Genomic DNA, 21,256 nt, shown 5'->3' with positions numbered 1-21,256 from the left:
GTTGATAGGCCGGATATGGAAGCCAGGTAACTGGTGGAGTTGACCGGTACTAATAGGCCGAGGGCTTGTCCTCAGTTGCTCGCGTCCACTGTGTTAGTTCTGAGACAACGAACAGTTGTCGGCTTTGAGTAGAACAAACAATTGAAGAGTGTGCTTGTTCGCTCGAAACCATTAGGGTTTCGGTGGTTATAGCGTAGGGGAAACGCCCGGTTACATTCCGAACCCGGAAGCTAAGCCTTACAGCGCCGATGGTACTGCAGGGGGGACCCTGTGGGAGAGTAGGACGCCGCCGAACAATCTTTGGAAGGACCCCTGGTCACCAGCGTTCAGCTGGGACCAGGGGTCCTTTTTGTTTTTGCACTGCGCGCTGGGCACCCGGCTGCGCGAGAATGACTTGCGGTACCGAAGACAGGAGTCACCATGTCCACCAACTCTCCCGACGACCGACCGGAGCGCGACCAGCGGCGACGGGAGGGCGACCGGAGCGACCGCGGCGGTCAGCGCGGGGACCGTGGCGACCGTGGAGGCTTCCGCCGGAACGACCGCGGCGAGCGCCGTGACGACCGCGGTGACCGCGGTGACCGCGGCGAGCGCGGTGGCTTCCGGCGGGACGACAACCGCCGGGATGACAGTCGTCGTGAGGACAACCGTGGCGGTGGTTACGGCCGGCGTGACGACCGTGACCGGGGCCCGCGCCGTGACGACCGGGACCGGGGTGGTTTCCGCCGCGACGACCGTGGCGACCGTCCCTCCTTCCGCCGTGACGACCGCGGCGACCGTGGGGACCGTGGGGACCGCGGCGGCTTCCGGCGGGACGACAACCGGCGTGATGACAGCCGCCGGGATGACAGCCGTCGTGACGACAACCGGGGCGGCGGCTACGGCCGGCGTGACGACCGGGGCGGTTTCCAGCGCCGCGACGACCGCGGACCGCGTGGCGGCTTCCGACGGGACGACCGCCGCGATGACCGCCGTGACGACCGCCGGGATGATCGCCGTGACGACCGGCGGGACGACCGGCGTGAGGGCGACCGTGGTGGGTTCGTCCGGCGCGACGACCGTGGCGAGCGCCGCGACTTCCGCGACCGCGGCTTCCGCAGTGACGACCGCGACCGCGGCTTCCGCAGCGACGACCGTGACCGTGGGCCCCGCGGTGACGACCGCGACCGGGGCTTCCGGCGGGACGACCGTGGGGGCTTCCGTGGCCGTGACGAGCGCGGGGACCGCGGCGGTTTCCAGCGCCGCGACCGCGACGACGCCGGCCGTGGCGGGCGTCCCGGCTTCCGTCGCGAGGACGGCCCGCGCGGCGACCGTGGTGACCGCAGCGAGTTCCGTCGGGACGACCGTCGGGACGATCGGCGCGATGACCGTCGGGACGACCGGCGGGACGGCGATCGCGGTGGGTTCCGTGGTGGTCGTGACGACCGTGGTGGCCGCGGGCCCCGCCGCGACGACCGTGGTGGGCGTCCCGGCGGCTTCCGGGGCGGGCGGGACGACCGGCGTGGCGGCGGTGGCGGCCGTTTCCGCGACGAGCGGGATCGGGACAGGGAGCCGATCAAGCGGCTGCCGATCCCCGAGGACGTCACGGGCGACGAGATCGACAAGGACGTTCGGCAGGAGCTGCAGAGTCTGCCGAAGACGCTCGCGGACGACGTCGCCAGGAACCTCGTGATGGTCGCGCGGCTCCTCGACGAGGACCCCGAGGGCGCGTACGCCTACTCCAGGATCGCGCTGCGGCTGGCCTCGCGCGTCGCCGCCGTACGGGAGGCGGCCGGGTTCGCCGCGTACGCCAACCAGAAGTACGGCGAGGCGCTGGCCGAGTTCCGGGCTGCCAAGCGGATGACCGGGAACACCGACCTGTGGCCCGTCATGGCCGACTGCGAGCGTGGGCTCGGGCGGCCGGAGAAGGCGCTGGACATGGCCGGTGCGCCCGAGGTGCACAAGCTCGACAAGGCCGGTCAGGTCGAGATGCGGCTCGTCGCGGCCGGTGCGCGGCGGGACATGGGGCAGCTGGACGCGGCCATCGTGACGCTGCAGAGCCCTGAGCTGGCCGCCAGCTCCGTGCAGCCCTGGACCGCGCGCCTGCGATACGCCTACGCGGACGCGCTGCTGGCCGCCGGGCGCGAGGACGAGGCGCGGGAGTGGTTCGCGAAGGCCGTCGAGGCCGACCGGGACGGCAGCACGGACGCCTCGGACCGGCTCGCCGAGCTGGACGGCGTGGAGTTCCTGGACGTCCTCTCCGACGACGAGGACGACGACGAGAGCGCCGATGAGGTCCGCGGCGCGGACGGCGACGCCGCTGCCGAGGAGCCGGAGCAGAAGGACTGACGTCCGCACATGAGTGAAGGGGGCGGATCCCACCGGGATCCGCCCCCTTCGTGTGTCGCTCCAGGCCCGTGTCGCGGAGGCGTGGGTCAGAGGTCCAGCGCCCGCAGGACCAGGCCCGTCGCCGGCTTCGGGCCGAACGACGTCGACTTGCGCGGCATGGTCACGCCCTGCCGGGCCAGGTCGCGGACGACCTCCTCGCGCACCGGGTGCATCAGGACGGCCGTACCGCCGTCGCGCTCGGCCTTCGCGACCGTGGCGGCCGTGTCGTGGATGTAGGCGATGCGGTCGGGGGAGTCCTCGGGGATGCGCCACACGTGCTCCAGGAGCGTGGCGTGCAGCACCGTCGCGTCCAGGGTGCGCCAGGCGGCGGGCCGGTCGGCCGGGATCGTGCGGGCCAGCAGGTCCGGGTCGGGGCGGTCGACGAGGTGGAAGGACCCGTCGCCGGCGAGCAGGAACGCGTTGCCCGCGCAGGCCGCGTCCGCCAGCACCTCCAGGGCCTCGGTGAGCGGCACGTCGAGGCGGCGTACCCGGAAGCGGCCGTCCAGGGCGGTCACGGCCTCCTCCACGGGCAGGCCGTGCAGGAGGCGGTGGATGGCGCGGACCCGGAGGGGGTAGCGGGCCGTGTCGACCAGGAGGACCAGGCCGTGGTCCCACGGGCTGGGCGAGGGGTGTTCCGTGCGCAGGCGGCGGTAGGTCGCCCAGCGGTGGTGGCCGTCGGCGATCAGGGCCTGGTGGCGGGCCAGGTCGCGCTGGACGGTGGTGAGCTCGGCGGGGTCGGTGATGGCCCACAGGCGGTGGCGGAAGCCGTCCTCCGTGGTGGTCGCGAGGAGCGGGGGCCGGTCGGCGACGCGCTCGATCAGGTCCGCCGTCGCGGCCGACGAGTCGTCACCGCGGTACGTCAGCAGCAGGGGTTCGAGGTTCGCCGAGGTGGCCCGCATCAGGGCCGCGCGGTCGGCGACGACGTGCGGCATGACGTCCTCGTGCGGCAGCACCACCTGCTCGGCCGGGTCCGACACGCGCAGGGCGCCGATGACGCCGCGCTGCAGCATGCCGTTGCCGTCGCGCTGCTCGTAGACGTAGAGGCAGGGTTCCGGGTCGGCGGTGAGGATGCCCTCGGCGAGCCAGCGGCGCAGGGTCTCGGCGGCCTGTTCGTTGCGGGCGCCGGCGGTGGCGGCCTGGGGGAGGATCAGGCGGACGATGTTGTGCGGGTCGGAGGATTCGAGGTGGTGCAGGCCGTCGGGGCGCACCACGACGTCGTACGGCGGAGATGTGACGGCGGCAAGGCTGCCGACCCGGTCGGGGTCGTATCGAAGGCCTCGGAACGGGGTGAGTTCCAGGCCTCGGTGCGCCGTTGCCTCCGAGTGACCTGCTGTGTTCATCCCGGCATCGTACGGGTGTCGGTGGCATGGGGGATGATCGGGGGAAAGCCGCCGAACCGAGGAGCGATGCGGGATGAGCCGGAGCGTCAGGACGAGGCCCGAGGGCAGTGGGCAGGCCCTGAGCGAGGCGTACGACACGGCCCTGCTCGATCTGGACGGGGTCGTGTACGCGGGCGGGAGCGCCATCGAGCACGCGGTCGAGTCGCTGGCGGCGGCCCGCGAGGGCGGGATGCGTCTGGCGTACGTCACCAACAACGCGCTGCGGACCCCGGACACGGTGGCCGGGCATCTGACGGAGCTGGGGATACCGACGGGCGCTGAGGACGTCATCACGTCCGCGCAGGCGGTCGCGCGGCTGATCAGCGAGCAGGTGCCGCGGGGTGCGCGGGTACTGGTGATCGGCGGTGAGGGGCTGCGGGTGGCGCTGCGGGAGCGGGGGCTGGAGCCCGTCGAGTCGGCGGACGACGATCCGGTGGCGGTCGTGCAGGGATACGGCGGTCCCGATCTGCCGTGGGGGCGGTTCGCCGAGGCGTCCTACGCGGTGGCCCGGGGGGTGCCGTGGTTCGCGTCGAACACCGACCTGACGATTCCGAGCGGGCGGGGCATCGCGCCGGGCAACGGGGCGGCGGTGGAGGTCGTCCGGATCGCCACGGGCGCCGAGCCGCAGGTCGCGGGCAAGCCGCTGCCGCCGATGCACCGGGAGACGATCCTGCGGACGGGGGCGCAGCGGCCGCTGGTCGTCGGGGACCGGCTGGACACGGACATCGAGGGCGCGTTCAACGGCGAGGTCGACTCGCTGCTCGTCCTGACCGGCGTGACGGACGGGGCGCAGCTGCTGGCCGCTCCGCCCCAGCACCGGCCGACGTACGTGGACGCCGACCTGCGCGGGATGCTGGGCGGGCAGCCGGACGTCGTCGGGGCGGGCGAGGGTGCGTTCCGGTGCGGCGGCTGGACGGCGAGGACCGGCGCGGAGCGGCTGGAGCTCGACGGCGAGGGCGAGGCGCTGGACGGACTGCGGGCCTTGTGCGCCGCCGCGTGGTCGGCCGCCGGTGCCGGGACATGCGGCCTGGACGGCGGGAAGGCGCTGGCGCGGCTGGGGATGTGAGTGCCGGTTGGGGAGCGTCGAGCCCGGGCAGGATCCACGCGGGTGTGCAAGGGGCGGCCCGGCTCTCGAATCGTGATCGATTGCGAGGGTAGGCTAACCTAACTGCGTGTTGGTCGAGAGTCCCCCCGAACCGCGCGCGGAGACCGCCCCCGCGCCCCCAACCCGACGTGCGGCGCGTGCCTTTGGGCTGCTCCTGTCCGTCGCGATCCTGGTGCTCATCGCGCTGGCGAGTATCGCGATCGGCGCGAAAGAGCTGTCGTGGGGGCAGGTTTGGCACGGTCTGTTCGAGGACTCGGGCAGCTACGGCGACGTGGTCGTCGCGGAGCGGCTGTCGCGGACCGTGCTGGGGCTGCTCGCCGGAGCGGCCCTGGGGCTGGCCGGAGCGGTCCTGCAGGCGCTCACACGCAACCCGCTGGCCGACCCCGGACTGCTCGGCATCAACGCCGGCGCGTCCGCCGCGGTCGTCACCGCCATCACCTTCCTGGGCGTCACCTCGCTCAGCGGCTATGTGTGGTTCGCGTTCTTCGGCGCCGCCGCGGTCGGGGCCCTGGTGTGGTTCCTCGGCGGCAGCCGGGGCGCGACACCGGTGCGGCTGGCCCTCGCGGGTACGGCGATCAGCGCCGCGCTGTTCGGCTACCTCCAGGCCGTGATGATCATGGACGACGCGGCGCTCGGCAAGATGCGTTTCTGGACGCTCGGTTCGCTCTCCGCGGCGACCGACTCGACCATCGAGCAGGTCCTGCCGTTCCTGCTCACCGGCACGGTCCTCGCGCTGGCCCTGGCCCGGCCGCTCAACGCCATGGCCATGGGCGACGACACGGCCAAGGCGCTCGGCGCCAACCTGAACCGGACGCGGGCGCTGTCGATGCTGGCCGCGACCGTGCTGTGCGGGGCGGCGACCGCCGCGTGCGGGCCGATCGTGTTCGTCGGGCTGATGGTGCCGCACGTGGTGCGCTCCTTCACCGGGCCGGACCTGCGCTGGATCCTGCCGTACGCGGCGATCCTCTCGCCGGTGCTGCTGCTCGGCGCGGACGTCATCGGCCGGATCGTGGCCCGGCCCGCGGAGCTCCAGGTGGGCATCGTCACCGCGATCCTGGGCGGGCCGGTGTTCATCTTCCTGGTACGACGGCGGAGGACGGCGCAGCTGTGAAGACCATCAACCGTGCCGGGAAGAACACCGGGGTCGGGAAGACCGCCCGGGTCGTGCGGGCCCCCGGCGGGCTCTCCGTACGCCTGGACGCGCGGGCCTTCACCGTCGTGGTCCTGCTGCTGGCCGCGGCGCTCGCGGCGAGCGTGGTGCTCATCGGCACCGGCGACTTCCCCATCCCGGCCGCGGACGTGCTGCGCACACTGGTCGGCGAGGGCAACGCGGGCCAGGAGTTCATCGTCAACGAGCTGCGGCTGCCGCGGGTCCTGGTGGGGCTGCTGGTGGGTGCCTCGCTGGGGCTGGGTGGCGCGCTGTTCCAGTCCATCTCCCGCAACCCGCTCGGCAGTCCGGACGTGCTCGGCCTCGGCCAGGGCGCGACGGCCGGCGCGCTCACGGTGATCGTGCTGTTCTCCGGCAGCGCCGACCAGGTCGCGCTCGGCGCCCTCGCGGGGGGCCTGGCGACCGGGTTCGCGATCTACGTGCTGGCCTGGAAGCGGGGCGTGCACGGCTACCGGCTCGTCCTGGTGGGCATCGGCGTCTCCGCGATCGTCACCGCGGTCAACGGCTATCTGCTCACCAAGTCCGACATCGTGGACGCGGCCCGTGCGGTGGTGTGGATGACGGGCTCCCTCGACGGCCGTGACTGGGCCCAGGTGTGGCCGCTGCTCGGCCTGTGCGCGGTGCTCGTGCCGCTCGTGCTGGTCAATGGGCGCGGGCTGCGGATGATGGAGATGGGCGACGACGTGGCGTACGCCCTCGGGGTGCGGGTGGAGCGCGTCCGGCTGCTGCTGATGATCGCGGCGGTGCTGCTCACCGCGTCCGCGACCGCCGCGGCCGGTCCCGTCAGCTTCGTGGCGCTCACCGCGCCGCAGCTGGCCCGCCGGCTGACCCGCTCGCCCGGCCCGAATCTGCCGGCCTCGCTGTGCATGGGCGCCGCCCTGCTGGTCGTCGCCGACCTGGCCTCGCAGCGGGCGTTCGGCGCCGAGCAGCTGCCCGTGGGCGTGGTCACCGGCGTGCTGGGCGGTGTCTACCTGCTGTGGCTGCTGGTCACCGAACGCAAGGCGGGGCGGATATGAGCACCGGAACCTCCGCGGGCACGCGTGCCCCGAGCAGCAACAGCAGCGGGCTGAACAACCGAAGGAGCACCGTGAACCGTCTGTCCGCCGAGAACGTCACCCTCGCCTACGACCAGCGGGTCATCGCCGAGCAGCTGTCGGTGGAGATACCCGACCACTCCTTCACCGTGATCGTCGGACCCAACGCCTGCGGCAAGTCGACGCTGCTGCGGGCGCTGTCGCGGATGCTCAAGCCCAGCGCGGGCCGGGTGCTGCTCGACGGGCAGGTCATCCAGTCCCTGCCCGCGAAGAAGGTCGCGCGCACCCTCGGCCTGCTGCCCCAGTCGTCCATCGCGCCCGACGGCATCACCGTCGCCGACCTGGTCGGCCGGGGCCGCTACCCGCACCAGGGCATCCTGCGCCAGTGGTCCACCGAGGACGAGCGGGTCGTGCAGGAGTCGATGCGGCAGACCGGCGTCGCCGAACTCGCCGACCGCTACGTCGACGAGCTCTCCGGCGGCCAGCGGCAGCGCGTGTGGATCGCCATGGCGCTGGCCCAGCAGACGCCGCTGCTGCTGCTCGACGAGCCGACGACGTACCTGGACATCCAGCACCAGATCGACGTCCTCGACCTGTGCGCCCAGCTGCACGAGGAGCAGGGGCGCACGCTGGTGGCCGTGCTGCACGACCTGAACCACGCCGCCCGCTACGCCACGCACCTCATCGCCCTGCGCCAGGGCACGGTCATCGCCGAGGGCGCGCCGAACGACATCGTCACGGCCGAGCTGGTCGAGGAGGTCTTCGGGCTTCGCTGCCAGGTCATCGACGACCCGGAGACGGGCACGCCGCTGGTCGTGCCGGCCGCGCGGAAGGCACGCGTGCGGGACACGGCCGGGACGCGGGCCGGGGTGGAGACCGGGTCGGAGAAGGTCGCCGCTACAGAAGCTTCCTGAGGCGGAGCAGGTCCCGCAGCCCCGCGTGCAGCTTCACCCGGCCCGAGCCCCAGGCCGTGGCGAAGTTCAGCTCGCCGTCGACCAGGGCCACCAGGTCGTCGCCGGTCATGGCCAGTCTGATCGCGGCCTTGTCCGGCGGCGGCCCGGGCACCGTGTCGCGCACCTCGATCCGGCCGCCCCGCATCCGGCCCACGAAGGTGACGTCCAGGTCGGTGATGTGGCAGCTCACCGAGCGGTCCAGGGCCGCGGCCTCGCGGACGTCCCCTTCGGCGCGCTGCATGCTGTCCGAGAGCTTGTCGAGTGCGCTGCGGCACTCCTCGATCGTGGCCATCGCGATCGACGGTACCGCAGGGGTTCGCGGTAGCGTCGGGGCATGGACGACGCAGTACCCCCGGCGGACCACTCGGCGGACCTCCCCGCGGGCCTTCCCGAGGGGCCCCCGGCGGGCCTTCCAGAGGGCTTCCCCGCAGGCCGCCCGGCGGACCTCCCCGCAGGCCCCGCGGGCCCCCCGGCGGATCTCCCGCAGGAGGCGCGGCAGGCGGAGCCCGGGCCCGATCCGGCCGCCCCCGCTCCCCTGAACGTGCCCCGCACGCCCACCGGCGACGCCGGCGTGGACGCGGCCCTGACCCGGCTCGGCGACGCGGACCACCTCGCCACGGACGGGCACATCGAGGTGTACGAGGATGTACACCGGGGGCTGCGCGACGCGCTCACCGCGCTCGACGTACGCCCGGGACCTCCGGCGCCCCCGTCGCCGCCTTCACCGAGGAGCTGAACCGAACGTGGCAGGAGTCGCACGACGCCGTCTGGACGCGGAGCTGGTCCGCCGCAAGCTCGCGCGCTCGCGTGAGCACGCCGGCCAGCTGATCGCCGCCGGACGGGTCTCCGTCGGCAAGACCGTCGCGACGAAACCGGCCACGCAGGTGGAGACCGCCGCCGCGATCGTCGTCGCGGCCGACGCGAACGACCCCGACTACGTCTCCCGGGGCGGCCACAAGCTCGCCGGCGCGCTGGCGGCGTTCGTGCCGCAGGGCCTGGCCGTCGAGGGCCGCAGGGCGCTCGACGCCGGCGCGTCGACCGGGGGCTTCACCGACGTCCTGCTGCGGGCGGGAGCCGCCCACGTCGTCGCCGTGGACGTCGGATACGGACAACTCGCGTGGTCCCTGCAGAACGATGAACGCGTCACCGTCAAGGACCGTACGAACGTACGCGAGTTGACGCTTGAAGCGATCGATGGGGAGCCTGTGGATCTTGTCGTGGGGGATCTGTCCTTCATCCCGCTCGGGCTGGTCCTGCCCGCCCTGGTGCGGTGCGTGAAGCCGGACGCCGACCTGGTGATGATGGTCAAGCCGCAGTTCGAGGTGGGGAAGGAGCGGCTGGGCAGCGGGGGAGTCGTACGCAGCCCCCAGCTGCGGGCCGAGGCGGTCCGGGGGGTGGCCGAGAAGGCCTGGGGACTGGGGCTCGGGGCGCGGGGCGTGACCGCCAGTCCGCTGCCCGGGCCGTCGGGGAATGTCGAATACTTCTTGTGGCTGCGGGCCGGGGCACCGGAACTGGACCCGGCCGACGTTGACCGAGCAGTGGCGGAGGGGCCGCGTTGACCGAGAACCGAGCTCGTACTGTTTTCCTGCTCGCCCACACGGGACGGCCCGCGGCCGTGCGCAGTGCCGAGCTCGTGGTGAAGGGGCTGCTGCGCTCCGGCCTGGGCGTGCGGGTCCTGGAGGACGAGGCCCGGGACCTGCCGCTGCCGGACGAGGTGGTGCTGGTCAAGGAGGCGACCCCGCAGTGCCTCGACGGGTGCGAGCTGCTCATCGTGCTGGGCGGTGACGGGACGCTGCTGCGCGGCGCGGAGTTCGCGCGGGCGTCCGGGGTGCCGATGCTCGGCGTCAACCTCGGGCGGGTCGGCTTCCTCGCCGAGGCCGAGCGCGACGACCTCGACAAGGTTGTCGACCGCGTGGTGACCAAGGCGTACGAGGTCGAGGAGCGGATGACCGTCGACGTCGTGGTGCACCAGAACGGCGACATCGTGCACACGGACTGGGCGCTGAACGAGGCGGCCGTGCAGAAGGTGTCCGCCGAGCGGATGCTGGAGGTCGTCCTGGAGATCGACGGGCGGCCGGTCACCGGGTTCGGCTGCGACGGGATCGTGTGCGCCACGCCCACCGGATCGACCGCGTACGCCTTCTCGGCGGGCGGGCCGGTGGTGTGGCCGGAGGTCGAGGCGCTGCTGATGGTGCCGATCTCCGCGCACGCGCTGTTCGCCAAGCCGCTGGTGACATCGCCGGATTCCGTGCTCGCCGTGGAGGTGCTGCCGCACATCCCGCCGGGTGTGCTGTGGTGCGACGGGCGGCGGACGGTGGAGCTGCCCGCCGGGGCGCGGGTGGAGGTGCGCCGGGGTGCGGTGCCGGTCCGGCTGGCCCGGCTGCACCACGCCTCGTTCACGGACCGGCTGGTGGCGAAGTTCGCGCTGCCCGTGTCCGGCTGGCGGGGCGCTCCGCACTAACGGGTGACAAGGGCAGGCCGGTCGCAATCCCTGGCCCGGACCTCGTAAGGTCGTGTCCGTGTTGGAGGAGATGCGGATACGGTCGCTCGGTGTGATCGACGACGCTGTCGTCGAGCTGTCGCCGGGGTTCACCGCGGTCACCGGTGAGACGGGTGCGGGCAAGACCATGGTGGTCACCAGCCTGGGATTGCTGCTGGGCGGCCGGGCCGACCCGGCGCTCGTGCGGATCGGGGCCGGCAAGGCGGTGGTGGAGGGGCGGATCACCGTGCCCGAGCACGCCGCCGTCGCCGTACGCGCCGAGGAGGCCGGGGCCGAGCTGGACGACGGCGCCCTGCTGATCAGCCGTACCGTTTCGGCCGAGGGGCGCTCCCGGGCGCACCTGGGCGGCCGCAGCGTGCCCGTGGGCGTGCTGGCGGAGCTCGCCGACGAACTGGTGGCCGTGCACGGGCAGACCGACCAGCAGGGGCTGCTCAAGCTGTCCCGGCAGCGGCAGGCGCTCGACCGGTACGCCGGCGACGCGGTCGCCGTCCCGCTGGCCAAGTACGGCGAGGCGTACAAGCGGCTGCGGGCCGTCTCCGCCGAGCTCGACGAGATCACCACGCGCGCGCGGGAACGGGCCCAGGAGGCCGACATGCTGCGCTACGGGCTCGACGAGATCGCCGCCGTCGAGCCCCGGGCCGGCGAGGACGTGGAGCTGGCCGAGGAGGCCGAGCGGCTGGGGCACGCCGAGGCGCTGGCGTCCGCGGCGGCGGCCGCTCACGCGGCGCTCGCGGGCAATCCGGAGGACCCCGAGGGCGTGGACGCGGGGACGCTCGTCGCGGGCGCCCAGCGGGCCCTGGACGCGGTGCGGTCGCACGACCCGGCGCTGGCCGCGCTCGCCGACCGCATCGGCGAGATCGGGATCCTGCTGCGCGACGCGGCCGGGGACCTCGCCGGGTACGCCGACGACCTGGACGCCGACCCGCTGCGGCTGGCGGCCGTGGAGGAGCGGCGGGCCGCGCTGACCGGGCTGACCCGGAAGTACGGCGAGGACATCGCCGCCGTGCTGGCCTGGGCGGAGAACGGCGCCGCCCGGCTGACCGAACTCGACGGCGACGACGAGCGGATCGGGGAGCTGACCGCCGAGCGGGACGCGCTCCGCGCCGAACTGGGCGGACTCGCGCAGGCGTTGACGGACGCGCGGACGGAGGCCGCCGAGCGGTTCGCCGCCGCCGTGACCGCCGAACTGGCCTCCCTCGCCATGCCGCACGCGCGCGTGTCCTTCGACATCCGGCAGACCGAGGACCCCGAGGGCGTCGAGGTCGGCGGGCGGCCCGTCGCCTACGGGCCCGCCGGTGCCGACGAGGTCGAGCTGCTGCTCGCTCCGCACCCGGGCGCGCCGCCCCGGCCGATCGCCAAGGGCGCCTCCGGTGGTGAGCTGTCCCGCGTGATGCTGGCCGTGGAGGTGGTGTTCGCCGGGACGGATCCGGTCCCGACGTACCTCTTCGACGAGGTCGACGCCGGGGTCGGCGGCAAGGCGGCGGTCGAGATCGGCCGGCGCCTGGCACGCCTGGCGAAGACCGCGCAGGTCGTGGTCGTGACGCATCTGCCGCAGGTGGCCGCCTTCGCCGACCGGCAGCTGCTGGTCGAGAAGACGAACGACGGGTCCGTGACCCGCTCCGGCGTCAAGGTCCTGGAAGGGGAGGAGCGGGTCCGCGAGCTGTCCCGCATGCTCGCCGGCCAGGAGGACTCGGAGACGGCCCGGGCGCACGCGGAGGAGCTGCTGGCGACGGCGCGGGCGGATCTGTAGCGGTCCTGCAGCCGGGGGAGGGCGGACCGGGCCGAGCAGCCGGGGGAAGGCGGACCGGGCCGAGCGGACCGGGGCCGGGCGGGTCGCCTGATTTCACTCGTGTGGGTGACCCGGCCCGGCGCATTCCCCCGCTGCCGCCGCCCTGCGGTCGCGCCGCCCGGGTTCCGGCGTTCCCGGAACCCCCGTATGTCCTGGCATCCTTGGCGGTGTACGCGTGGGAAACCGCGTCGTGACCGCCCGATTCGAACCAGGAGCCCGGCCACGTGACCCCCGTGAGCAGCCACTCACCGCCTGGCCAGTCGCCGCTGCGCACCGTGCAGGTGCTGGGCGGGGGCAATGCCGCCAGCAGTGCGCATGTGCGCTCGCTGACGGCGGGGCTCGTCGCCAGGGGCGTGAGAGTCACGGTGTGCGCCCCCTTCGAGGCGGATCGCGCCTATGACTTCAGCGGGGTCGGGGCCGACCATGTGCACGTGCCGCGCAGCAGCGACCCCGTGTCGGTGGCGGCCCTGCGGGCGGCCTGCGCCGACGCCGATCTGGTGCACGCCCACGGGCTGCACGCCTCGTTCCGCACCGTGCTCGCGCTCAGCGGGCGGCGCGTGCGGACCCCGCTGGTCGTGACGTGGCACGACCGGGCGCACGCCGACGGTGCGCGTGCCCATCTGCTGCGCGTCCTGGAACGCCGGGTCGTCAAGGCGGCCACGGTGGTGCTGGGCACGACCTCGGCGCTCGTGGACCGGGCCCGGCTGACGGGCGCCCGGGACGCGCGGCTCGCCGCCGTGGCGCTGCCCGGCCCCCGCCGGCCCGTGGAGCCCGACGACCCCGACCGGCTGCGGCCCAAGGTGCGCGCCGAACTCGGCGCGATCGGACGGCCGTTGCTCATGGCCGTCGGCTCCCTGGAGCGGCACCGGGGATACGACGTGCTGCTGGACGCCGCGCGGGTGTGGCGCCGCCTCGACCCCGTTCCGCTGGTCGTGATCGCCGGGGAGGGGCCGCTGCGCTGCGAACTCCAGGAGCGGATCGAGGGCGAAGGGCTGCCGGTCCGGCTCATCGGCCGCCGCGACGACATCGCCGACCTGCTCGCCGCCGCCGACCTCGCCCTGCTGCCCAGCCGCTGGGAGGCGCGCTCGGTCCTCGCCCAGGAGGCCCTCCACGCGCGCGTGCCGCTCGTCGCGACCGACGTGGGCGGCATCCCCGAACTCGTCGGCGACGCGGCCGAACTCGTCCCCGCCGGGGACGCCCGGGCCCTCGCCGCGTCCGTCGTACGGCTGCTCGGCGACCCCGAGCGCCGGGCCCTGCTGCAGGACAAGGGCGCCCGGCAGGCGGCGACCTGGCCGACCGAGGACGAGACCGTCGCCCAGGTGCTCAGCGTCTACGACGAGTTGACCCGCCCCCTGCCCCTCGCCTAGACGGCGCAGTCCCCTGCTTCTGCCCTCGCCTAGAGGGCGCCGCCCCCGGCCCGGGCGCCCCGCGGCACGTGGCGGCGGGCCCGCAGGGCCAGGCTCAGGGCCAGCACCGTCTGCGGATCGTCGAGGTCCGTGCCCAGCAACTCCCCGATGCGCGCCAGCCGGTTGTACAGCGTCTGCCGGTTGAGGTGGAGCTCCCGGGCCGTCTCCGCCTTGCGTCCCGCGTGGGCGAGGTAGGTCGTCAGCGTGGGCAGCAGCGGCGGCCGGGACCGGCGGTCGTGCTCCAGGAGCGGTCCGAGCGCCCGGTCGACGAAGGCCGCCAGGTCCGGATCGTCGCGCAGCCGCCACAGCAGCAGGTCGATGTCCAGCCGGCGGGCGTCGAACCAGGGCCGGTCCGGCAGCCCCTGGGCCGCCGTGGCCGTCTCGGCCGCGTGCCGCAGGCCCGACGCCGCCGCCGTCCAGCCGCCGGCCACCCCGACCACCACCACGGGCGGCTGCCCGCCCGGCCGCGGCATCCCGGCCCGGCCCACCCCGGCCCGCAGCGCCGCCGCCACCCGGTCCGCGACCGTCGCCCGCTCCGCCTCCGCGCGCAGCCCGAGCAGCACCAGCACCCGCCCCTCCACCGGCCGCACCCCCAGCAGCACCGGCACACCCACCGCCGCCAGTTCCTCCGAGACCGCCCGGGCCAGCACCGCCCAGCCGCCCCCGGGGGACAGCGCGTCGCCCAGCCGCATGACGACCGGCAGCAGCGGCCCCTCGCCCGGCCGGAAGCCCAGCACGCGGGCCTGCGCCGGGGCGTCCTCGGCCGTGACCCGGCCCTCGGCGAGGTCGGTGAGGAAGTCGCCGCGCCCGCGCGCGGCCAGCTCCTCCTCCTGGCGTGCCTGCATCAGCACCACGGCCAGGATGCCCGCGGCCCGCTCGGCGGCCATGCGGTGCACCGGATCCAGGGACGTCCGTACGGGGAGCAGCACCAGACGCGCCCGGACGCCCCCGCTGCCGGGGCCGCCGCCGGGCACGTCCACGAACAGCGAGCCCGCGAGCGGCGGTTCGTCCTTGTGCTGGCCGCGCAGCCCCTCCCACACCTGGAGCGGGTCGGCGCCCTCGGGGCCGGCCCCGGCGGCGTACAGCAACTGCCCCTCCGCCGTCTCCAGGAAGACCGGGTTGGCGGCGAAGTCGGCCAGGATGCCCAGCACCTGGGGCACCCCGCCGCCGCTCAGCACGGCCCGTGTACAGCGGCGGTGCACCTCCTCGGCCCGCTGGAGCAGCGCGTAATGGCCGTTGACGATCTCGGTGTGGATCTCCTCCGTCACGGTGACGAACGGCACCTCGCGGTGCAGCTGCACCAGCGGCAGCCCGGCCGAGCGGGCCGTGTCGACCAGGGCCGCGGGCAGCCGGGTGAACCGCGGGCCGAGCTCCACCACCAGGGCCGCGATGCCGCGCTCGGCCAGCGTGCGCACGAACGCCCGCTGCTCGGCCGGGCGGGTGCCGAGCCCGTAGCCCGTGGTCAGCAGGAGTTCGCCGCCCTTGAGCAGGGAGGCGATGTGCGGCACCTCGCCGGCGTGCACCCAGCGCACGGTCCGCCCGAGCCGGTCTGCGCCCGCCAGCACCTCGGGCAGTCCGCCCCGCAACCCCGGCAGCTCCAGTGCCCGCTGCACGGTGATCCCGGCGCCCTGGGTGCCGTAGCCGCTGTCCGTCCCGCTCTCCATGGGCCGGACGCTACCCGGGCGGATGCCCCTGGGACATCTCCGGACGGGCAGCGGGACGATCACACCCGGGTTCCGCGGCGGATCTCGCCCCGGATTACGGCCGGGACGACCGGGTACCGGCGCCGTCATGGACATGAGCGTGGTCGCGGTGGGGCGGGAGGACGACAGTCCGGTCGAGGAGCCGTTGCGGGTCACGGTCCTCGCCGACCGGCTCGGGTACCGGGAGGTGTGGGCGGGCGAGGGGCCGACCTGGGACTCGTTCGTCCTGGCGACGGCGATCGGCGCGGCCACCGAGCGGGTCGCGCTGACCGCCGGACCGGTGCCGGTGAACGTGCGCGATCCGCTGACCGTCGTGCGGGGCGCCGCCTCCACCGCGGCCGTCACCGGCCGGCCCGTCGGCGTCGCCCTCGGCACCTCCAGCAAGCGGGTCGTCGAGGGCGTGCACGGCCGCCCGCGGACCCGGCCCGCCACGACCCTGGAGGAGACGGCCGCGGCCGTACGGGCGCTGATGGACAGCGTGCCGGGCGAACCGGTCGTGCCCGGCAGCGGCTTCGCGCGGCGGCTGCCGCCGCCCGGCGGGATGCTCACCGTCGCGGCGTTCGGCGAGCGCGCGGTCGCCACGGCCGTCGGGCACGCCGACCGGATGCTCTTCGACCTCGTCTCGCCCGGGCAGGTGCGCATGCTGCGGGCGCGGATGCTGGCGGCCGCCGAGAAGGCCGGGCGCACCCCGCCGCGGCTGGCCGCCTGGCTGCCCGCCGCCGTCGCCCCGGAGCCGGAGTCGTTCACCCAGATCCTGCGCAGCGTCGTCGGCTATCTGCCCGTGCCGGGCTACAGCGACATGTTCGTCGACGCCGGGTTCGCCGAGGTCGTCGAGCTGGCCGCCAAGGGCGCCGACCGGGACACCCTGCTGCGGGCCCTGCCGCCCGAGGCCGCCGGCACGGTCGCCCTCGTGGGTGACGCCGCCACCGTCCGGGCCCGCGTCGCCGCCTACGCCGAGGCCGGCCTGGACGAGATCGCCCTGGTCCCGGCCACGGCGGGCGACCCGGCCGGGGAGCGCACGCTCACCGCCCTCAGGCCCAAGTGACGCTCCCCGGGGCCCCGCTCAGCCCCCGTACGCGCCCGAGGCCGTCAGCCGCAGCGCCGTGTCGATGAGCGGCACGTGGCTGAAGGCCTGCGGGAAGTTGCCCACCTGGCGCTGCAGGCGTGGGTCCCACTCCTCGGCCAGCAGACCGAGGTCGTTGCGCAGGGACAGCAGCTTCTCGAACAGCTTGCGGGCCTCGTCCACGCGGCCGATCATCGCCAGGTCGTCGGCCATCCAGAACGAGCAGGCGAGGAACGCGCCCTCGTCGCCGGGCAGGCCGTCCACGCCCTCGTCGCCGCCCGAGGTCGGGTAGCGCAGGATGAAGCCGTCCGGCGTGGACAGCTCCCGCTGGATCGCCTCGATGGTGCCGATGACGCGCTTGTCGTCCGGGGGCAGGAAGCCCATCTGCGGGATCAGCAGCAGCGACGCGTCCAGCTCCTTGGAGCCGTACGACTGCGTGAAGGTGTTGCGCTCCTTGTCGTAGCCGCGCTCGCACACGTCCCGGTGGATGTCGTCGCGCAGTTCCTTCCAGCGCTCCAGCGGGCCGTCGGCGTCACCGGACTCGATCAGCTTGATCGTGCGGTCGACGGCGACCCAGGCCATCACCTTGGAGTGCACGAAGTGCCGGCGCGGGCCGCGCACCTCCCAGATGCCCTCGTCCGGCTCCTGCCAGTGGTCCTCCAGGTAGCGGATCAGCTTCAGCTGGAGCAGCGAGGCGTAGTCGTTGCGCGCGAGGCCGGTCATGTGGGCCAGGTGCAGGGCCTCGGTGACCTCGCCGTACACGTCCAGCTGGAGCTGGTGCGCGGCGCCGTTGCCGACCCGGACCGGGGCGGAGTTCTCGTAGCCCGGCAGCCAGTCCAGCTCGGCCTCGCCGAGCTCGCGCTCACCGGCGATGCCGTACATGATCTGCAGGTTCTCCGGGTCGCCCGCCACCGCGCGCAGCAGCCACTCGCGCCAGGCGCGGGCCTCCTCGCGGTAGCCGGTGCGCAGCAGCGAGGACAGGGTGATGGCCGCGTCGCGCAGCCAGGTGTAGCGGTAGTCCCAGTTGCGCACGCCGCCGATGTCCTCCGGCAGGGAGGTGGTCGGCGCGGCGACGATGCCGCCGGTCGGGGCGTACGTCAGGGCCTTCAGCGTGATCAGCGAGCGGACCACGGCCTCACGGTAGGGGCCGTGGTACGTACAGTGGTCGACCCACTCGCGCCAGAAGTCCTCCGTCGCCTCCAGTGACTGCTCCGGCTCGGGCAGCGGCGGCGGCTCCTTGTGCGAGGGCTCCCAGGAGATCGTGAACGCGATCCGCTCGCCCGGCGCGACCGTGAAGTCCGAGTAGGTCGTCAGCGACTTGCCGTACGTCTCGACGGATGTGTCGAACCACACGGAGTCGGGGCCCGCGACGGCCACCGTGCGCCCCTCGTGCTTGTGCACCCACGGCACCACCCGCCCGTAGGAGAACCGCATCCGCAGCGCCGAGCGCATCGGCACCCGGCCCGAGACGCCCTCGACGATCCGGATCAGCTGCGGGGCGCCGTCACGCGGCGGCATGAAATCCGTCACCCGGACCGTGCCCCGCTGGGTGTCCCACTCGGACTCCAGGATCAGCGAGTCGCCGCGGTAGCTGCGCCGGGCCGCGGTGGGCGGCTCCTGGTCGGAGGCGTGCGCCGGGCCGAGCCGCCAGAAGCCGTGCTCCTCGGTGCCCAGCAGGCCGGCGAAGATGGCGTGCGAGTCGAAGCGGGGCAGGCACAGCCAGTCGACTGTCCCGTCCCGGCAGACCAGGGCAGCGGTCTGCATGTCTCCGATGAGTGCGTAGTCTTCGATGCGCCCGGCCACGTGCAACTCCAGTCGAACGGCCACGTCACCCCGCGAGGGGGCTGTCGCTAGTGCGGTCAAGGGGGGTTTTCAGCAGGTCTTGCAATGCGTCGTTGAGCGATGAAGCAAAACAGTTCACTCGGCCGTGACGCAAAGCGCCAATTGTCGCTCAACGAACTGACGAGCTCACGTTGTTCCGGTGCTTACGGGCGGGGGGTGGTGCCGTTGGGCCGGACGGGCTCGGCAGCGAGTGTCCGAGCAGGATACGACGCACGCGGATGTTCCGGGTGCCCGTCGCGGCAAGGCGGGTACGCCGAACGAGTGAGCAGCGGGTGAGGGGCCGGTGACGATGATCGCCCCGTGTCGGAATGTGTGCGGAGCGTGGCCGGAAGCCATCACCTCGCGGCGCTGATACGCTGGTAGCCCGTGGACCGGTGGGCGTCTGACCCCCGAACCGCACCCCCAGATCGCGACCACGGGAGCCCCCTCTTGGCCATGCCCAATTCCACGACGACCAAGCACATCTTCGTCACCGGGGGTGTCGCCTCCTCGCTCGGCAAGGGCCTGACGGCCTCCAGCCTCGGCATGCTGCTCAAGGCCCGCGGCCTGCGCGTCGTGATGCAGAAGCTCGACCCGTACCTGAACGTCGACCCCGGCACGATGAACCCGTTCCAGCACGGCGAGGTGTTCGTCACCAACGACGGCGCCGAGACCGACCTGGACATCGGCCACTACGAGCGCTTCCTCGACCGTGACCTGGACGGCTCGGCCAACGTCACCACCGGCCAGGTGTACAACACCGTGATCGCCAAGGAGCGGCGAGGCGAGTACCTGGGCGACACCGTGCAGGTCATCCCGCACATCACCAACGAGATCAAGCACCGCATCCGCCGCATGGCGACGGACGAGGTCGACGTCGTGATCACCGAGGTCGGCGGCACGGTCGGCGACATCGAGTCGCTGCCGTTCCTGGAGACCGTCCGCCAGGTCCGTCACGAGGTCGGCCGTGACAACGTCTTCGTCGTCCATATCTCGCTCCTGCCGTACATCGGCCCCTCGGGTGAGCTGAAGACGAAGCCCACCCAGCACTCGGTTGCGGCCCTGCGCAACATCGGTATCCAGCCGGACGCGATCGTGCTGCGCTGCGACCGCGAGGTGCCCACCGCGATCAAGCGGAAGATCTCGCTGATGTGCGACGTCGACGAGGCCGCCGTCGTCGCCTGCCCCGACGCCCGCTCGATCTACGACATTCCCAAGACCGTGCACGGCGAGGGCCTGGACGCCTACGTCGTCCGCAAGCTGGACCTGCCCTTCCGCGACGTGGACTGGACGACCTGGGACGACCTGCTCGACCGCGTCCACAACCCCGACCACGAGATCACCCTCGCCCTGGTCGGCAAGTACATCGACCTGCCCGACGCCTACCTGTCGGTCACCGAGGCGCTGCGCGCCGGCGGCTTCGCCAACCGGGCCCGCGTGAAGATCAAGTGGGTCACCTCCGACGACTGCAAGACCCCGGCCGGCGCCGCGGCCCAGCTCGGCGACGTCGACGGCATCTGCATCCCCGGCGGCTTCGGCGAGCGCGGGGTGAACGGCAAGGTCGGCGCCATCCGCTACGCCCGCGAGAACAAGGTGCCGCTGCTCGGCCTCTGCCTCGGCCTGCAGTGCATCGTGATCGAGGCCGCGCGCAACCTGGCCGAGATCTCCGACGCCAACTCCACCGAGTTCGACCCCGCCACCGGCCACCCGGTCATCTCCACCATGGCCGAGCAGATGGACATCGTCGCCGGTGAGGGTGACATGGGCGGCACCATGCGGCTCGGCATGTACCCGGCCAAGCTCGCCGAGGGCTCGATCGTGCGCGAGGTGTACGACGGCAAGGAGTACGTCGAGGAGCGGCACCGTCACCGCTACGAGGTGAACAACGCCTACCGCGCCGAGCTGGAGAAGAGGGCGGGCATCCTGTTCTCCGGCACCTCGCCGGACGGCAAGCTCGTCGAATACGTCGAGTACCCGCGCGACGTCCACCCCTACCTGGTCGCCACGCAGGCGCACCCGGAGCTGCGCTCGCGCCCGACGCGCCCGCACCCGCTGTTCGCCGGGCTCGTCAAGGCCGCGGTCGAGCGGAAGACTTCGAAGTAACACACCAGTTGTACGGTGGCCGGGGTGCATCCCTTCAAAGGGTGTGCACCCCGGTTTTGTTTCGGCAGGTCGTGCAGGCACGTGGAAGGACAGGCATGACGATCAAGGACACCCCGGAGGAGTGGGAGATCCGGGCGACGGACACGCCCTTCGTGGGCAACAAGACCTCCGTCCGGACCGACGACGTGGTCATGCCCGACGGCACCGTGGTCGGCCGTGACTACCAGGTCCACCCCGGCTCCGTCGCCGTCCTCGCCCTCGACGAGGCCGACCGCGTCCTGGTCCTGCGCCAGTACCGCCACCCCGTGCGCCACAAGCTGTGGGAGATCCCGGCCGGGCTGCTCGACGTCCCCGGCGAGAACCCGCTGCACGCCGCGCAGCGCGAGCTGTACGAGGAGGCGCACGTCAAGGCCGAGGACTGGCGGGTGCTGACCGACGTCTACACCACCCCCGGCGGCTGCGACGAGGCCGTGCGGATCTTCCTCGCGCGCGATCTGTCCGAGGCCGAGGGGGAGCGCTTCGCGGTCGAGGAGGAGGAGGCCGACATGGAGCTCGACCGGGTGCCGGTCGAGGAGCTGGTCCGGGGCGTGCTGGGCGGCGACCTCCACAACAACTGCCTGGTGGTGGGCGTCCTGTCGCTGGTCGCCGCGCGGGCCGGTGACGGGCTCGACGCGCTGCGTCCGGCGCAGGCTCCCTGGCCGGCGCGTCCCTTCGAGGCGTAGCCGCTCCACGGGCGAGGAGGGTGTCGCGGCCGTCGGGGCGGTGCGGCGCCGTCGTGGTCGGTCGCGCCGTTCCCCGCGCCCTTCGGGCCCGGCACCGTCAGTCCTACGATCTGCTGATCCGATCGGGGGATGTGCCCGCCCTG

18 protein-coding genes and 1 rRNA gene are annotated in these 21,256 nt (G+C 73.4%); 15 read left to right on the top strand and 4 right to left on the bottom strand.

Translation table 11 applies throughout. The annotated features are described in order from the left end of the window. The first annotated feature begins 178 nt into the window (after positions 1 to 178). The 3 genes from rrf to CHR28_RS38010 all read left to right on the top strand — a co-directional run bounded on the left by rrf (position 179) and on the right by CHR28_RS38010 (position 2,328). Positions 179 to 295: ribosomal RNA gene (gene rrf / locus CHR28_RS22190) — 5S ribosomal RNA — on the top strand. Between the two features lie 216 nt (positions 296 to 511). Beyond that, on the top strand, positions 512 to 1,672 hold the full coding sequence (locus CHR28_RS38015; protein ID WP_218829474.1) for a hypothetical protein: 1,161 nt from the start codon (positions 512 to 514) through the stop codon (positions 1,670 to 1,672). Beyond that, entirely contained in the window at positions 1,564 to 2,328 is a 765-nt protein-coding gene (locus tag CHR28_RS38010; protein WP_218829473.1) for a tetratricopeptide repeat protein, read from the top strand. The genes CHR28_RS38015 and CHR28_RS38010 overlap by 109 nt, the downstream gene beginning before the upstream one ends. Positions 2,329 to 2,414: 86 nt before the next feature. Here the strand turns inward: CHR28_RS38010 and CHR28_RS22180 are convergent, their stop codons facing one another. Continuing rightward, positions 2,415 to 3,707, bottom strand: coding sequence for a DUF1015 domain-containing protein (locus tag CHR28_RS22180; protein WP_094055429.1), 1,293 nt, complete (start codon positions 3,705 to 3,707; stop codon positions 2,415 to 2,417). Positions 3,708 to 3,780: 73 nt separating this feature from the next. On the opposite strand from CHR28_RS22180, the gene CHR28_RS22175 reads away from it, so the two are divergent. From CHR28_RS22175 to CHR28_RS22160, 4 genes are all read left to right on the top strand, one after another. Then, positions 3,781 to 4,812 (top strand): HAD hydrolase-like protein, encoded by a 1,032-nt coding sequence (locus CHR28_RS22175; RefSeq protein ID WP_094055428.1) that lies wholly within the window; start codon positions 3,781 to 3,783, stop codon positions 4,810 to 4,812. Positions 4,813 to 4,918: 106 nt separating this feature from the next. Further along, complete coding sequence (locus CHR28_RS22170; protein WP_094055427.1) at positions 4,919 to 5,962, top strand: FecCD family ABC transporter permease; 1,044 nt, start codon at positions 4,919 to 4,921, stop codon at positions 5,960 to 5,962. Next, complete coding sequence (locus tag CHR28_RS22165; protein ID WP_256984332.1) at positions 5,959 to 7,035, top strand: FecCD family ABC transporter permease; 1,077 nt, start codon at positions 5,959 to 5,961, stop codon at positions 7,033 to 7,035. The genes CHR28_RS22170 and CHR28_RS22165 overlap by 4 nt, the downstream gene beginning before the upstream one ends. Next, the gene (locus tag CHR28_RS22160) at positions 7,032 to 7,967 is read left to right on the top strand and encodes an ABC transporter ATP-binding protein (RefSeq protein WP_256984331.1); all 936 of its coding nucleotides are present in this window, start codon (positions 7,032 to 7,034) and stop codon (positions 7,965 to 7,967) included. Before CHR28_RS22165 ends, CHR28_RS22160 begins: the two co-directional genes overlap by 4 nt. Here CHR28_RS22160 and CHR28_RS22155 read toward each other — a convergent pair. Continuing rightward, positions 7,951 to 8,298 carry an SCP2 sterol-binding domain-containing protein gene (locus tag CHR28_RS22155; protein ID WP_094055425.1) on the bottom strand — a complete coding sequence of 116 codons (348 nt, stop codon included), beginning with the start codon at positions 8,296 to 8,298 and terminating at the stop codon, positions 7,951 to 7,953. The genes CHR28_RS22160 and CHR28_RS22155 overlap by 17 nt on opposite strands. A 42-nt stretch (positions 8,299 to 8,340) precedes the next feature. Between CHR28_RS22155 and CHR28_RS38455 the strand changes: the two genes are divergently transcribed. From CHR28_RS38455 to CHR28_RS22130, 5 genes are all read left to right on the top strand, one after another. Next, positions 8,341 to 8,742 (top strand): hypothetical protein, encoded by a 402-nt coding sequence (locus CHR28_RS38455; RefSeq protein WP_256984330.1) that lies wholly within the window; start codon positions 8,341 to 8,343, stop codon positions 8,740 to 8,742. Positions 8,743 to 8,749: 7 nt separating this feature from the next. Further along, the gene (locus CHR28_RS22145; protein ID WP_094055424.1) at positions 8,750 to 9,565 is read left to right on the top strand and encodes a TlyA family RNA methyltransferase; all 816 of its coding nucleotides are present in this window, start codon (positions 8,750 to 8,752) and stop codon (positions 9,563 to 9,565) included. Then, positions 9,562 to 10,467 (top strand): NAD kinase, encoded by a 906-nt coding sequence (locus tag CHR28_RS22140; protein ID WP_094055423.1) that lies wholly within the window; start codon positions 9,562 to 9,564, stop codon positions 10,465 to 10,467. The genes CHR28_RS22145 and CHR28_RS22140 overlap by 4 nt, the downstream gene beginning before the upstream one ends. 70 nt (positions 10,468 to 10,537) lie before the next feature. Beyond that, a complete protein-coding gene (gene recN / locus CHR28_RS22135) occupies positions 10,538 to 12,256 on the top strand; it encodes a DNA repair protein RecN (RefSeq protein WP_094055422.1) in 1,719 nt (572 codons plus the stop codon). Positions 12,257 to 12,519: 263 nt separating this feature from the next. Further along, on the top strand, positions 12,520 to 13,662 hold the full coding sequence (locus tag CHR28_RS22130; protein WP_094055421.1) for a glycosyltransferase family 4 protein: 1,143 nt from the start codon (positions 12,520 to 12,522) through the stop codon (positions 13,660 to 13,662). A gap of 29 nt (positions 13,663 to 13,691) precedes the next feature. Here the strand turns inward: CHR28_RS22130 and CHR28_RS22125 are convergent, their stop codons facing one another. Beyond that, positions 13,692 to 15,365: a PucR family transcriptional regulator gene (locus tag CHR28_RS22125; protein ID WP_094055420.1), complete on the bottom strand. Its 1,674-nt coding sequence runs from the start codon at positions 15,363 to 15,365 to the stop codon at positions 13,692 to 13,694. Positions 15,366 to 15,492: 127 nt separating this feature from the next. Between CHR28_RS22125 and CHR28_RS22120 the strand changes: the two genes are divergently transcribed. Then, positions 15,493 to 16,449, top strand: a complete 957-nt coding sequence (locus tag CHR28_RS22120; RefSeq protein ID WP_094055419.1) for an LLM class F420-dependent oxidoreductase — start codon at positions 15,493 to 15,495, stop codon at positions 16,447 to 16,449. Positions 16,450 to 16,467: 18 nt separating this feature from the next. Here the strand turns inward: CHR28_RS22120 and CHR28_RS22115 are convergent, their stop codons facing one another. Next, positions 16,468 to 18,270, bottom strand: coding sequence for a glycoside hydrolase family 15 protein (locus tag CHR28_RS22115; RefSeq protein ID WP_094055418.1), 1,803 nt, complete (start codon positions 18,268 to 18,270; stop codon positions 16,468 to 16,470). 474 nt (positions 18,271 to 18,744) lie between these two features. Here CHR28_RS22115 and CHR28_RS22110 point away from each other — a divergent pair, with 474 nt between their 5' ends. Continuing rightward, complete coding sequence (locus CHR28_RS22110) at positions 18,745 to 20,391, top strand: CTP synthase (RefSeq protein ID WP_094055417.1); 1,647 nt, start codon at positions 18,745 to 18,747, stop codon at positions 20,389 to 20,391. A 95-nt stretch (positions 20,392 to 20,486) separates the two neighbouring features. Further along, positions 20,487 to 21,113, top strand: coding sequence for an NUDIX domain-containing protein (locus CHR28_RS22105; RefSeq protein WP_094055416.1), 627 nt, complete (start codon positions 20,487 to 20,489; stop codon positions 21,111 to 21,113). The last annotated feature ends 143 nt before the right edge of the window (positions 21,114 to 21,256 follow it).

The sequence above is a fragment of the Streptomyces sp. XY006 genome, assembly GCF_002237655.1.
GTDB lineage: Bacteria > Actinomycetota > Actinomycetes > Streptomycetales > Streptomycetaceae > Streptomyces > Streptomyces levis.
Note: the sequence above shows the minus strand (reverse complement) of the source record. Positions and strands in the feature narration are given on the sequence as shown.

Coding starts and splice junctions, on each gene's coding strand:
- CHR28_RS22155 (WP_094055425.1), bottom strand. CDS start 8,298: ATGGCCACGATCGAGGAGTGCCGCAGCGCACTCGACAAGCTCTCGGAC.
- CHR28_RS22105 (WP_094055416.1), top strand. CDS start 20,487: ATGACGATCAAGGACACCCCGGAGGAGTGGGAGATCCGGGCGACGGAC.
- CHR28_RS22175 (WP_094055428.1), top strand. CDS start 3,781: ATGAGCCGGAGCGTCAGGACGAGGCCCGAGGGCAGTGGGCAGGCCCTG.
- CHR28_RS22180 (WP_094055429.1), bottom strand. CDS start 3,707: ATGAACACAGCAGGTCACTCGGAGGCAACGGCGCACCGAGGCCTGGAA.
- recN (WP_094055422.1), top strand. CDS start 10,538: ATGCGGATACGGTCGCTCGGTGTGATCGACGACGCTGTCGTCGAGCTG.
- CHR28_RS38455 (WP_256984330.1), top strand. CDS start 8,341: ATGGACGACGCAGTACCCCCGGCGGACCACTCGGCGGACCTCCCCGCG.
- CHR28_RS22120 (WP_094055419.1), top strand. CDS start 15,493: ATGGACATGAGCGTGGTCGCGGTGGGGCGGGAGGACGACAGTCCGGTC.
- CHR28_RS22160 (WP_256984331.1), top strand. CDS start 7,032: ATGAGCACCGGAACCTCCGCGGGCACGCGTGCCCCGAGCAGCAACAGC.
- CHR28_RS22125 (WP_094055420.1), bottom strand. CDS start 15,365: ATGGAGAGCGGGACGGACAGCGGCTACGGCACCCAGGGCGCCGGGATC.
- CHR28_RS22110 (WP_094055417.1), top strand. CDS start 18,745: ATGCCCAATTCCACGACGACCAAGCACATCTTCGTCACCGGGGGTGTC.